Source organism: Bacteroidales bacterium (assembly GCA_016709865.1).
Taxonomy (GTDB): domain Bacteria; phylum Bacteroidota; class Bacteroidia; order Bacteroidales; family VadinHA17; genus LD21.
The window spans coordinates 1-13,533 of the sequence record JADJLX010000003.1; the positions used below are offsets into that span (position 1 = coordinate 1).

General features: G+C 35.5%; 13 protein-coding genes and 2 pseudogenes. All 15 read left to right on the forward strand.

Annotated features, from left to right (window positions below; all coding sequences use genetic code 11):
- Positions 1–178: 178 nt before the first annotated feature.
- The 15 genes and pseudogenes from IPJ16_05755 (at position 179) to IPJ16_05825 (ending at position 13,527) form a co-directional block, all read left to right on the forward strand.
- Positions 179–601: an ABC transporter permease gene (locus IPJ16_05755; protein MBK7626696.1), complete on the forward strand. Its 423-nt coding sequence runs from the start codon at positions 179–181 to the stop codon at positions 599–601.
- 42 nt (positions 602–643) lie between these two features.
- A pseudogene (locus IPJ16_05760) lies at positions 644–1,008 on the forward strand (four helix bundle protein).
- A gap of 127 nt (positions 1,009–1,135) precedes the next feature.
- Positions 1,136–1,870 (forward strand): annotated as a pseudogene (locus IPJ16_05765) (ABC transporter ATP-binding protein).
- 41 nt (positions 1,871–1,911) lie between these two features.
- Positions 1,912–2,304 (forward strand): Wzt carbohydrate-binding domain-containing protein, encoded by a 393-nt coding sequence (locus IPJ16_05770; protein ID MBK7626697.1) that lies wholly within the window; start codon positions 1,912–1,914, stop codon positions 2,302–2,304.
- Positions 2,305–3,792: 1,488 nt separating this feature from the next.
- Positions 3,793–4,095 (forward strand): hypothetical protein, encoded by a 303-nt coding sequence (locus IPJ16_05775; GenBank protein ID MBK7626698.1) that lies wholly within the window; start codon positions 3,793–3,795, stop codon positions 4,093–4,095.
- Positions 4,092–4,352 carry a hypothetical protein gene (locus IPJ16_05780; GenBank protein ID MBK7626699.1) on the forward strand — a complete coding sequence of 87 codons (261 nt, stop codon included), beginning with the start codon at positions 4,092–4,094 and terminating at the stop codon, positions 4,350–4,352. The genes IPJ16_05775 and IPJ16_05780 overlap by 4 nt, the downstream gene beginning before the upstream one ends.
- A gap of 571 nt (positions 4,353–4,923) precedes the next feature.
- Positions 4,924–5,337: a glycosyltransferase gene (locus IPJ16_05785; protein ID MBK7626700.1), complete on the forward strand. Its 414-nt coding sequence runs from the start codon at positions 4,924–4,926 to the stop codon at positions 5,335–5,337.
- A gap of 285 nt (positions 5,338–5,622) precedes the next feature.
- The gene (locus IPJ16_05790; protein MBK7626701.1) at positions 5,623–5,922 is read left to right on the forward strand and encodes a hypothetical protein; all 300 of its coding nucleotides are present in this window, start codon (positions 5,623–5,625) and stop codon (positions 5,920–5,922) included.
- A 583-nt stretch (positions 5,923–6,505) separates the two neighbouring features.
- The gene (locus IPJ16_05795; GenBank protein ID MBK7626702.1) at positions 6,506–6,997 is read left to right on the forward strand and encodes a hypothetical protein; all 492 of its coding nucleotides are present in this window, start codon (positions 6,506–6,508) and stop codon (positions 6,995–6,997) included.
- A 941-nt stretch (positions 6,998–7,938) separates the two neighbouring features.
- Positions 7,939–8,355: a hypothetical protein gene (locus tag IPJ16_05800; GenBank protein ID MBK7626703.1), complete on the forward strand. Its 417-nt coding sequence runs from the start codon at positions 7,939–7,941 to the stop codon at positions 8,353–8,355.
- Between the two features lie 1,354 nt (positions 8,356–9,709).
- Complete coding sequence (locus IPJ16_05805; protein ID MBK7626704.1) at positions 9,710–10,072, forward strand: GNAT family N-acetyltransferase; 363 nt, start codon at positions 9,710–9,712, stop codon at positions 10,070–10,072.
- Positions 10,069–11,397, forward strand: coding sequence for a polysaccharide deacetylase family protein (locus IPJ16_05810; GenBank protein MBK7626705.1), 1,329 nt, complete (start codon positions 10,069–10,071; stop codon positions 11,395–11,397). The genes IPJ16_05805 and IPJ16_05810 overlap by 4 nt, the downstream gene beginning before the upstream one ends.
- Before the next feature lie 921 nt (positions 11,398–12,318).
- Complete coding sequence (locus tag IPJ16_05815; GenBank protein ID MBK7626706.1) at positions 12,319–12,603, forward strand: glycosyltransferase; 285 nt, start codon at positions 12,319–12,321, stop codon at positions 12,601–12,603.
- A gap of 21 nt (positions 12,604–12,624) precedes the next feature.
- A complete protein-coding gene (locus IPJ16_05820) occupies positions 12,625–12,885 on the forward strand; it encodes a hypothetical protein (protein MBK7626707.1) in 261 nt (86 codons plus the stop codon).
- A 72-nt stretch (positions 12,886–12,957) separates the two neighbouring features.
- Positions 12,958–13,527, forward strand: coding sequence for a hypothetical protein (locus IPJ16_05825; protein MBK7626708.1), 570 nt, complete (start codon positions 12,958–12,960; stop codon positions 13,525–13,527).
- The last annotated feature ends 6 nt before the right edge of the window (positions 13,528–13,533 follow it).

Consider the following 13,533-nt stretch of genomic DNA (forward strand, 5'->3'; position numbering starts at 1 on the left):
TTTTATTTTATATGGCAGGTATTACACTATGGAATTATTTTTCCAGAGTGTCTTCGTCTAACATCTGATACCTTCGTAAAGAACTCAGCACTTTCGGGAAAGTAGGTATTTTCCAGGATCATTACACCGTTATCAATTGTAGCTTCGAACTTGGTTAAGTTTTCAATACAATTTTTTTATTCCTGCTGTTTTCTTTTATTATTATTTTACAGATCAGCACATTGTACCAAATATAACACTGTTTTATCTTCCGGTATACATACTTATTATTGCACTATTGGCCCTCGGCTTCGGGCTTATCATTTCCGCCATGACAACAAAATACCGTGATCTTACCTTTCTTATACAGTTCGGAGTACAACTCTGGATGTACGCAACTCCGGTTATATATCCGATTACCCAGATCCCTGAAAAGTACAGGTGGGCGATTATGGCCAATCCGGTAAGTTCAATTGTTGAAAATTTTAAATACAGTTTCACCGGGGCGGGAAGTTTTCATCTTAACGGCATGGCTTACAGCGCGGTATTTGCAATTACAATTCTTCTTATTGGAGCTGCTGTTTTCAACAGAACGGAAAAGACGTTTATGGACAGTGTTTAAAGTTCCATGTTTCAAGTTCAAAGTTCCAAGTGAAGATTTGTTATGAAAGTTGAGAGGTTTGATGATCTGGAAATATGGAAAGAAGCAAGAGAGTTTTCCAAAGTTGTTTTTCAAATAACTGAAATAGAACCTTTTTGCAGACATTCAAACTAAGGGATCAAATCAGAGGTTCTTCAGGTTCTGTTATGGACAATATTGCTGAAGGATTCGAGGGATGGAAACAAGGAGGTTATTCAGTTTCTAACAATTTAAAAGGATCTTGCGGTGAAACCAGATCTCAATCGTACAGGGCATTTGACTTTCAATACATTAATCCTGAAACTCTTGACAACACAACTAAGCAAAAGATTTCAGCTCTTGTTTCATACTTAAAGAAGAGTGACTTTAAAGGCTCAAAATTTCACTAAACATTGAACATTGAACCTTGAACCTTGAACTCTGAATGAGCTGAGCCTGTAATAAAATCGAAAACCTTAGTAAGCAGTACCGCCTTGGCCTTGTAGGTACCGGTACCCTGTCGCACGACCTTCGACGCTGGTGGCACCTGGTTCGGGGGAGGGAAGATCCTATCTTAAGATTGGTGACGTGAACGACAGGAGTGTTAAGGGGTCAAGTGAATATGTATGGGCTTTGAAGGATATAAACTTTGAAGTTGAACAGGGTGAAGTGCTCGGAATTATTGGTAAGAACGGAGCAGGTAAAAGCACCCTTTTAAAAATACTAAGTAAAGTAACCGCTCACCACCGGAAAATTACATATAAGGGACGAATTGCTTCCCTTCTCGAAGTAGGAACAGGATTTCATCCGAACTGACAGGCCGGGAAAATGTTTTTCTCAACGGGGCCATTCTTGGCATGCGTAAAAATGAGATAAGCAGAAAATTTGATGAGATAGTCGATTTTTCAGGTTGTGAAAAGTATATTGATACACCTGTAAAAAGATATAGCAGTGGTATGTCAGTGCGACTTGGTTTTGCTGTGGCTGCCTTTTTGGAACCCGAAGTTTTAATAATTGATGAAGTCCTAGCAGTTGGGGATGCCGAGTTTCAAAGAAAAGCAATTGGCAAAATGCAGGAGGTGAGTCAAATACAAAAATAGAACAGTTCTTTTTGTAAGTCATAATATGAGCGCAATTCAAAACTTAACTAGTAGAGTAATCCTTATTAATAATGGTAAAATTGAAACTGTAGGAAAAAACAAGGAGGTTATAAATGAGTACTTAAATCTTGATAGTAATGAGATCAATACTCTAAGGACCTATCGTTTATAAAAAGAAAAGGAATAGGTGAAATATTATTCAAAAGTGTTGTAGTGAATGATCATCAACCTATCTCAACAGGATCAAATTTAAATCTTATGATTAAATTAAAAAATTCCAGTTCCAAGGCAATCAGCAATGCTAGGATTGATATAGGGATAGATAATAGTCAGAATACAAGAATTGCTTATTTAAGTAATAATATCTTGGATAAGGTTATTTCATTATTACCTAATCAAGAAAAGGAAATACTTTTTAAAGTTGAAAAAATACCTCTATCATCTGGAACATACAGTTTGACATTATATTGTGAGGCTGCAGGACAAATCCAAGACTGGATTAAAAATGCAATTTATTTTGAGATTAGAAATGTCGATTTCTATAATACAGGCAAGTCTCCTCATGAAACTCAAGGGAGTATTCTTCTTAGTTACCAAATTGAATAACAGTGAATTATCCTGAAGTAGTAAAAGATATTTTAAGATTTAGAGATCAGATAAAATTATATAAGAAGTATAATAATGCTATCTATAATTTATCATTGTATACATATTTTATTAAATGGAGATTCTTTAAATCACAAACAGATTCAATGCACTTTGGAATACCTTGGATATCATTTCCCGCCATAAAATATATAGACAAATTTATATGCAAAGAAATGAGTGTTTTTGAATATGGATGTGGAGGCTCTACATTATTTTTTTTCAGAAAGGGCAAGAGAAGTAATAAGCGTTGAACATGATGAACAGTGGTATGGAAAAATATGCAAGGCCATTGAGAATAAAGACTTAAAAACATTAAACTTCTAATGAAGATACCAACTGATGCAATCGGAATAGAAAATCTATATAGCTCTGAAAATGAAAGGTATAAAAACAAGTCTTTGAAAATTATGTATCTACTATAGATTCATTTCCTAATGAGTATTTCAGTCTTGTACTGATAGATGGTAGATCAAGACAGAGTTGTCTTAAACAGAGTTTGAATAAAATAAAAAAGGGAGGCCTAATTGTTTTTGACAATACAGAAAGAGATAGATACAGACAAGTATTTAACCTGGCTAACAAAAACTTTATCAAGATGGAACTTCCTGGGCCAACTCCTTTTTCTAAGTCATTCACAATCACAACAATATTCTTGAGGATAAGTTAGTTCTGAATTGGTAATCAAAAGGCTAAAAGGATAGTTGAAAGTATTTTAAATGAATATTAGATTAACTTTTGGTATCATTGTTCTTAACGGAGAACCTTTACCCGTTATAATATCAGGGCCCTTTACCCGCACGCTTATGAAATAATTATTGCTGAGGAGCTTGTGAAGGTGCACGAGTGTTGCATCTTCTTCAGGTCATTCTCTTGATGGTACTCTTGAACTGCTTTACGAAATAAAGAGAACGGAGGATCCGGAAAACAAAATTACAATTGTTACAGCTGAAGATGAGGGACATTCAGACGGTTTCTGGCCGGGGGAAAAGCTGGAACAGTGCCGGGCTTTTGCAAAAAGGGCCGGAGGAAACTACCTCTGGCAGGTTGATATTGATGAATTCTACAGGGATGAAGATATTCTAAAGATTAAAAGCCTTCTCAAAAAAAATGAGAACATTACTACGATATCATTTAAACAATTAAGTTTTTGGGGTGGATTCAGTTATGTGGTCGACAGCTGGTATTTTAAGAGACATCTCCCTGAAATATTCAGAATCTTTAAATGGGAAGAAGGGTATCAGTATATATCACAACCAGGCCGCCTACAGTTATTAACAGGATGGCATTAATCTGAAAGAGATAGATTTTCAAATCGAGACAACAGAAAAATGGGATTCTATATGTATCATTACTCTTTGTATTCCCTAAACAGGTCACTGAAAAACTTTATACTATAAAAATGCCGAATGGGCCAAAAGAAAAGAGGCTGAATGGTGGGCTAATGATGTGTTTTTAAAACTGTCACATCCGTACAGGGTATTTAGTGTTTCATGGATTCCCAGCTGGCTTGTCCCTTTTAAAAAGGTTCACCCGGGAATAATTCAAAAGCTGATTTCCGATATCAGTTCCGGAGTATTACAAGTTGAATTACGTCCGAAACATGATATTGATAAATTGGTAAATTCATTCACTTACAGGATTGGAATTATATGGCTGAAGTTCATTGAACCTTTCGATATGGCATATTATACTCTCAAAAGGAAAGCAAAATCATCTCTTAAAACTATACTGAAGAAGTTTAGCCAATGAAAATACTTCACCTAAGCACAAGCGATATTAACGGAGGAGCAGCCCGGGCAACATTCAGATTACACAACGGGCTAATTCAGAAAGGTATCGATTCAAAGATTTTTGTGAGGGATAAGCTGACTGAAAACAAGTCTGTTGTAAGGTATAAATATCCGAAGGGACTTGGCAAACTCAGATACAGGTATGATAAATTAAGAATAGATATTGATTTCGAAATACACATCCACACGACCAGCCGGCCTAGAAGTATTCAGTGATGACAGAGCACCTCTGAAAAGCAGGATTTGCCGATCAGTTACCCGATGCTGATATCTATAATTTGCACTGGATCTCCGGATTTGTCGATTTGCCGGAATTCTTCAGTCATATTAATAAGCCGGTTGTCTGGACACTGCATGATATGTTCCCATTTACAGGGGGGTGTCATTATAATAACGGGTGTGAAAACTATGTTACCAACTGTCACAATTGTCCACAGCTCGGTTCGCTGATTCAAAAGACCTTTCATATAATATCTGAAACGAAAAGAAAAAATCACTGAACTGGCTTTAAGAAACAATATTATCATTAGAGCAGACAGCCATTGGCTTGCCGAGAAGCAGGAAGAGCAGCATTTTCAGAGATATGGACATTGATGTAATTCATTACGGGATTGAAACTGATGAATTTATACCAAGGGGATAAACAAGCCTGTCTTAGGTCTTTAAAAATTCCGGAAAACAGCAGGGTAGTAGTATTTGGAGCACCTGGGATCAATAATCCGCGAAAAGGATTTTACGAGCTTTCCGGAGAGCTTGAAACAGCTGAAGAACAATATCCGGGTTTGTTTTGTTAAGCTTTGGTTCGGGCACAGTACCTGCCGGTACAGATGTTCCTATGCTTCATCTTGGTAATGTTGCAAATAACAATCTGCTTTCGATAATATACAATTGTGCCGATGTCTTCGTAATACCATCGCTGGAAGAAGCTTTTGGACAAACCGCCCTGGAGGCAATGTCATGTGGCATTCCTGTTGTCGGATTCAATACTGGGGGAATACCTGATATGATTCAGGACGGAATCACAGGCTACCGCCTTGGAAAAAAAGGCAATGTTATTTCTCTGGCAGATTCTATAAAATGGTGTAACCTGAATGAGAAAGAATATAGGTATATGGCAAATTGCCGTGAAAAAGTATTGGAAGGATTTACACTGGAAAATCAGGCTGAAAAATATATGAATATTTACAAAACTTTAATCTGACATGACGAAGGCTCTTATATCCTATCAAGATATTTACGGAATTCAACCTGAATAGTTTATCACAGGGTTAAGACATTAAAACGATTAAATGATTGCCTCAATTGTGCACGAGTCTTAAATAAAGCCGGATTAATTAACCGGTATGGGCGTAAGGATCCTATACCAGTAAGCAGATTCAATTGCTCACTGAGGATAAAACTGAACGGGAAAATCTTCAAAGTTCCGGTATTAAATAAGACAGGTTGGGAAAACCTTTTCCTTACAGGCGGTTGGTTCACAGGGTTATTGAAAGAGCTTAAAATAAATAAGGATTGGACAGTAATTGATGTTGGAGCAAATATTGGTCAGACATTGATAAAAATAAAGAGCATTGATAAAGAGATCAATTATCTCGGATTTGAACCAAATCCTGTATGTGTAAACTACCTCTATATAAGATTATTGATAGAAACAATCTTAAAACACGCTATTGTTTTCCCGGCTGGAATATCAGATAAAAGTCGTTGCTTACTTTTTATTATTATAATGACTCCTGACAGCGATCCGGCGGGCCTCAATAATACCTGGTTATTGCACGGACAGTAGCATATGTAAGAAAAATTTCGTATCTGTATTCAATATAAATGAAGTTACCGATGTCACCGCTATTCCCAGGATTCATCTTATCAAGATTGATGTTGAGGCAGAACCTGAGGTACTGCAATCGTGTAGGAACAATTGTGAAACACAGACCCTTTATTATTATTGAGATACTACCTGTTTATACTGCAGAAAATCTAATCGAAGGGAAGACTTGAAAAACTGAAGCTCTCATTCGGCAATTGAATTATAAAATCATGCTTATAAAGAAAGTTCAGGAACGAAAGTTTTATGGCCCTTGAAGAAATAGATTCAATCGGGATTCATGGTAATATTCTGAATATAGATTATTTACTGGCACCGCAAGAATCAAATTATTAAGCAGTCAAGTCTTGAAGAAACTGCATTTTTCTTACAAATATCTTATAATTCTGCTGATAGGGATTTTAGTAACCATTCTCCTTAGTAACAAAATCGGGAAACCGCTGGAAAAATTTGAGACAGGAATATATCAGAAAATTTCAGGCAAAATTCCGCAGCATGTCAGGTACAGCGACTCCGCATCCCTATTGTAGTTTATGAAGGAAATGTGGGAGAGCATACTACTGTTGTAATGACTGCCCAGGAGGCAATAAAATATTATAATAAAATAGATAATCCTGAAAACAGGAATAAGTTTTTCACATGTATAGAGTGGTTGAAATCAAATTTGGTTCAGCTCAATGACAGTTCTATGATTTATTATGTTGACTTTGACTGGAGCAGTTATCACATGACTAGACCCTGGAGATCAGCTATGAGTCAGGGAAGAGCCATACAGGCATTTTTAAAAGCTTATGAGCTGACAAAAGACACAATGTATATCGACTATGCACGCAAAGCAATGAATACCTTATTTACCGAGGTAAAGGATGGAGGTGTTACTTATAAAGACAGAAGCGGTTACTGGTATGAAGAATACGCTGATGATAATGTACCTCAGTCGAGAGTATTAAACGGGATGATTGTTGTGTTGCAGGCCCTTTCAGACTATAAAAAAGTGACAGCTGATACAACTGCCTGCTTTCCAAAAGAGGTGTAAGTGAAGTCAAAGCAAACTCAGTCTATTCGATGATAACGGACTCAAATTATGATGCTTTTAGGCAAGCCCGCCTATCCGTGGTACCACAATTTCCATATCGAATTTGATTTTCTCTATACCGAAACTAGTGATCCGGTTTTTAATGAGTATAAACAGAAATGGATGCAATATAAAGAACCCTCCTACTTAACAAGTCTTTACAAACGGCCAACCCATATTGGGATGTTTACTGTTTTTACAATATTTGCAACTGTTTTTTCAACTCTTTTCATCATAGATTTTTTTATTTTCAGTAAAAATAAATTAACTGATAATTTTAGAATCTAAATCTTTAAATCTTAAGTTTTATCTAGAACCTTGAACTTTGACCCTAGTGTTCAGAAAGCTTTCATGAGCAAGCTTGAACCTTGAACCTTGAACCTTGAACCTGCTTAACAAACTCCCCCCCCCCCCTACAGGTAAAACAGGCTGGCCCTGGACTATAGAAAGTGAATCAACAGAGTCTTTGCAACATCTTGCAATCTCCTGGCCAAGGACAAGTATAATTACTCCTAGTTTCAATCAGGGCTATTCTATAGAGGAGACTATACGATCCATCCTCCTTCAAAATGTATCCAAACCTTGAATATATTATAGTTGACGGGGGGAAGCAGTGATAATACACTGGAGATTATCAAGAAGTACGAACCATGGATAACTTATTGGGTAAAGGAGAAAGACTCGGGTCAGAGTGAAAAACAATCAACAAAGGATTTTGGAAATGTACAGGAGAGCTTGTAAACTGGATTTGCAGTGATGATTTGCTTTGCCTCAACGGGCTAAACAGATTTGTTCGGAATACAAAGATTGATTCGAACACACTTTACCTCGGTGAATGGGCAACAATTGATGAAAAAAGTGTTGTGATCAAATCAGGCGAAAATATAATTCAAGGTCTAGAAATGCTTGTTGATATTTCTGGTTTTTGGAGGAATGGCGCTTCCATAGCCCAGCAATCTGCATTTTTCCCGTTGCAGGCAGTTAAAAAGATTAACGGACTGAATACAGATAATCATTATTCAATGGACTATGAATTATGGGGGAAGTTATTACTGGAGGGCTGCAAAATTCAAAATACACCGGTTAGGATAGGATCTTTCAGAACCTATCCTTCACAAAAAACAGCAAAGCGATTTCATTCAACAATTTCTTTATTCAAAGCATCGGTTAAACTTACAAATTTAAGTAAGCTCAGTTTTAAGGGAAAATTCGGAATTAATTTAAAAAACATAAAGTATCTAATAGGATTTATATATCATCATCTGAGATCCAAAATTGGTATAAAAAGAAGAATAGGGAGACTATGGAAAAAAGAATAAGAATACCTTTGATTATAATTCCTACAATTTCTGTTTCACTCTTTATTCAGGTAGTAGTCAGTGATTTTGAATTAAGTTTTATAATCATTTTTTTATAATCCTTATCTATTATTATATATTGATCAGGCTTAAAAGCTTTACAAAGAATGCAATCATTTTCGTTGAAAAAAATTTATGATAGAATCAGGGAATTGATGTTATAAATACGGAATCACTTAATTCACTGGGAATTCAAATTAATCAGGTATATTTATGAAGGTACCAGAATGAGACATATTAAAACCATTCTTTTCCGAGAATTCAGGTTTTTTCAGTTTCCAGCGAGAAAATAATTGATTTGGGAAGCGGCAAAGGGAGTGCACTGATTGCGTTAAAGAACTTGGTTTTAAGAATGTAGCCGGTGTAGAGATTCTGAGAGACTATGTTCAATAACAAAAGATAACCTGCAAAAACTTAAAATAGCTGATGTTGCAATATTTAATTGTGACATTTTGAATTTTGACCAATACACTGATTTTGATATATTTTACTTGTTTAATCCATTTCCCGCTGAGGTCTTAAAAATTGTAGTTTCGGAGATAGAAAAAAGTCTTGAAGTAAAACCTCGGAAAGTGAAGATAATTTACATGAATCCCAAACATCACGATACAGATTGATTCAAGCAGGTTTTTCAAAGAGTAGGGGAGTTTAACTATGATTCAGAAAAATCCTCCTTCAGGAAAATATTCCTCCTTACCAAAATTGATTCCTTAAGATGAGGGAAACCTACAGAGAGAATTTTGTGCGGCCGTCCGGGATTCCGGTTTTTCTTACAGATTGGTGGCTTGATCTGGTTTTGGGGAAGGCAATTGGGATTTTGTCAGTTATGAGGAAGGAGATCAGATTAAGGCCGTATGGCCATATTATTTTATTAATGGCAATTATAGTCAACGAGTAGTAAAGATGCCCAGATTAACTCCTTTTTCCGGTCCGTGGATAAAATATCCTGTTAACCAGAAATATTGTTCATTGTTATCATACGAAAAGGAGGTAATAAACAAACTTATAGATAAACTCCCTGCAACCGACTTCTTTCAGCAAAATATTAATCTGTCAATCCGGAATAAATTGCCGTTTTACTGGAGGGGTTTTGATCAAAGTTTGTCCTATACCTATAAGCTTACTGAATTGTCTAAACCAGAGAACGTATTTTCAGGTTTTAAGGAAAGTACCAGAAGTGAAATAAGAAAAGCAGAGAAATATCTCAAAGTAGTAGAATCGGACAAAATTGAACTATTTTATAAAATAAACTCATTAACATTCGACCGTAAGAATAAGAAAATTCCATATTCTTTCTCATTTATTCAAAAATTAGATAAAGAATGCCAAAAGCAATGTTGCAGAAGTATACTGTTGTGAAGATGGAAATAGTAACTATCATGCAGCCATATATTTAATCTGGGACAGAGATTGTACTTATTACCTGATGGGAGGAGCAGATCCCGAATTCAGGAACAGCGGAGCAATGAGTCTACTTATATGGGCAGGCATTAATCAGGCAGCACATCGAAAACAGAGTTTTGATTTTGAAGGAAGCATGATTGAACCAATTGAACATTTTTTCAGAAGCTTCGGGGGTGAGCAGAATCATTATCTGCAAATTACAAAACGCAGCCGTAAAGGTAAGTTCATAAAGCTACTTAGCGAGGTTAAGAAATTAGCCTTTGGGAATGCATGAAAATAATTATACCTGAGTATTATTATAATGAAAGAGAATATGTAATAAAAACCTCTTTTAACTATTTATTCGGTGAAAGTCCTGAAATTGAGTTACAGGATATATCAAATTACATTATAATTCTTAATAATGGGTCAGTGATTGAGATCGAAGATCACTTTTTTTCAAAATACGCAAACTCTTCGTACCTAAATTCCGAAGCACTTCCATCGGGTGTTAAATTTTTTTATAGCGGGTTTTGTTGCGAAGAAAACATTCCTGTTTTATATGGAAGTCCGCAGGTAATTATTTCCAACGAAAAAGTTAGAAAAACTGTCGTTAAAATAGATTTAATAGCTTCTATTTTTTTTATGCTCGTGAGGTGGGAAGAATATGTCAACCCGATAAAAGACGAACATGGCCGGTTCCCGTTACATGAATCAGTTGCTTATAAATGCTTGTTCCATAAGAGACCTGTTGTTAATGAATATTTTGAGTTTTTATGGAATATAATAAGGAACTCAGATCCATCCCTGCAAAGAAAGAAAAGGGAGTTTAATTTCCGGATAACTCATGATATTGATTCACTGTTTTGCCCGAATCCAACAATCAGGAGTTTGGCTAAAATTCTGATTAAAAAGCATAGTTTGTCCCGATTCATCAAGACTATTTATTATCAATTATTAAATAATCCGCACGACAGTTTTCATTATTTAATGGACCAGAGTGAAAGGATAAAAGCAAGATCGGTTTTTTATTTTATGACAGGTAATACCTGTGCGCTCGATTTTGAAGATTACCTCGATTCAGTTCTGTTTAAAGAAAGAATTAAAGAGATAATATTCAGAGGACATATAATAGGTTTACATCCTAGTTATAATAGTTATAATAATGCAGAAGTATTAAAAACCGAGAAACTTAAGCTTGAATCAATAACAGGAACTGAAATCAGTGAAGTAAGGCAGCATTTCTTAAGAATTGAACAACCTGTAACATTTGTAAATCAGGAACTCTGCGGCTTTAACAGCGACTCATCTTTGGGTTATGTTGAAGATATCGGATTCAGATGCGGAATATGTAATGAGTTCCCGATTTTTGATTTTCTTTCCGGAAAACAATTGGAGATGACTGAGCGACCGTTGATTGTGATGGAGGGCAGCCTTATTAAATATAAGAAGTCTAAACCAGATGAAGTACTGAATGAGATAAAGACAATCATTGATTGCGTTAGGAGGCATAGTGGGAGTTTTGTTTTTCTCTGGCACAACACGAGTTTCGGTAAAGATCCATGGTTTGAATACCAGCATATTTATCCGGTAATCTTAGATTATTTGAATGGGAAGTAACCTTTATATTTATTGTATTAAATATGAAAACTGGGATGAGATTTTCATATACAATGAAATCAGATATCCCGCTATTTTAATAATATTGAGATTATTCCTCTGAATAATTCTTCAGAAGGAATAAAATGAATTACCTCAAAACACTAAATTAAACCTTGGATTATCAGATTATCTCCAGGCAAAAAGCAATTAGAAAGTATGCGTTTAAGTATTTGAGCATTCTGTTTAATTACAAATTTCTGAGACTTTCGTTCCGGATTAATCCTCTAAAAATCAAGGCTTTATTTAATTACTTTGTTAGGATAAGTGAAATAAAATACTGGTGCCTGGAGAATTTAACAAATAATTGTAATACAATACATTATACTTATTGGTACAACGAGGTTACATCAGCGTTATGTTTTTCAGATGGAATCGCCTCAGATTGTAAAATTGTTTCCAGGGTACACAGGTTTGATTTATATAGTGAATTCGGATCTGACATTACCAATTTGTTTAAAAAGAAAACCTGAAGTATATAGATCGAATCTTTACAGTTTCCGAACATGGAATGGAATATCTGAACATTAAGTTTCCTGACTATTACAGCAAATTTGAAGTTTCAAAGTTGGGACTCGGATCCCAATTTTATTTCTATTCCTCCTCCATCAGAAGTGATTAGAATATTTTCATGTTCACTGTTTGTTAAAGCAAAAAGAATAGATTTGATTATAGAAAGTTTAAGATCTTTCTCAGAGAACTATCCCGGGGTAAAGATTGAATGGGTCCATTCCGGTTCCGGACCGCTAGAAGGTGAAATGCATTCACTTGCAAAAAGGCTTCTTGAAGGGAGAGTCAGATATAATTTTTTAGGTTTTATACCTAACAGTGAAATCTACAGAATTTATAAAGAAGAGAACATAAATATTCTTTTAAACGTAAGTGATTCCGAGGATTCCTGTATCATTTATGGAAGCTCAGTCGTGTGGAGTGCCGGTAATTGCAACAGCAGTAGGAGGTACCGCTGAGATTGTGAATAACGAAAATGGTCTGCTCATATCGGCTGATCCGGTTCCGGATGAAATTTCCAGTGCTTTATACGATGTATACATTAACAGGGAGAAATGGATCAAAAAACGGGATGTATCCCGCAAGAACTGGGAGAATAACTTCAATGCAGAGAAGAATTATAATGACTTTGCTAATCAGCTTTTATCTCTTAGTTAATACTTAAAAAAACTGTTTAGATTGAAGATTCTCACTGTTTGCAGCGGACTTGACTTTATTAATTATACCCGTCGGGCTACTATCGAAGCAATTCACCGGCTGAACCCGGAACTTGATATCTTGTTATTCAATTCTCTTTTGAATATCGGGAAAAAGAAAAATATAACAAGAGATATAAAGTTTTATAATTATCATTTCTGGACAGTTGAAAAACTAAGAAGGTTCAGAGTGTTTTCTTTTTGTGAACATTTCTTCAGGTATATTAAATGGAAACGATTTTAAAAATTATGATATAATATTTTTATCGATCCAAATCAGTATTTCCTGCTGCCATATTTGAGTAAACATCAGAAATTGGTTTATCTCCTTCGCGATCCGAGTATACTACAGGACAATGTTAATTATAACAGGGAACTGCCAATACTTAAGAGGACAAATATTGTACTGGGAATCAGCGAAAACCTCTGCTCATACTACATTGAAAAATACTATGGATTTACGCCGGCTAATGTTCATTTATGGCCTAATACTGTGGACCTTGGTCTTTGGGATTACAAGCGATGGAAAGACTTCATTAGGCCCAAAGCGAAGCCGCTTGTTGGTTTGGCGGGGAATATTAATTACGTAATTGATATTGAATTATTGATTTATTTAGCGGAAAGACTGCCCGAATATGATTTTGAAATAGCAGGGAAACTTGATTTGAATAAATCACAGGAGCATGAAATGAAAAGGCTATCAGAGCTTCACAATGTGAAGCATCTTGGGTTTATAGAATATGATAAATTTCCCGGTATTGTAATTAATTGGGATATAGGTCTTGTTGCTGCTAATCCAGGTCACGAATATGCCCTTTATCTGAATAACAATAAGCAATATCAGTATATGGCTCTGGGTAAAAAACCTTTGTTACTCACCGCCTGAACGCAG

Coding starts and splice junctions, on each gene's coding strand:
- IPJ16_05780 (MBK7626699.1), top strand. CDS start 4,092: ATGAAAATACTTCACCTAAGCACAAGCGATATTAACGGAGGAGCAGCC.
- IPJ16_05810 (MBK7626705.1), top strand. CDS start 10,069: ATGAAAATAATTATACCTGAGTATTATTATAATGAAAGAGAATATGTA.
- IPJ16_05800 (MBK7626703.1), top strand. CDS start 7,939: ATGCTTGTTGATATTTCTGGTTTTTGGAGGAATGGCGCTTCCATAGCC.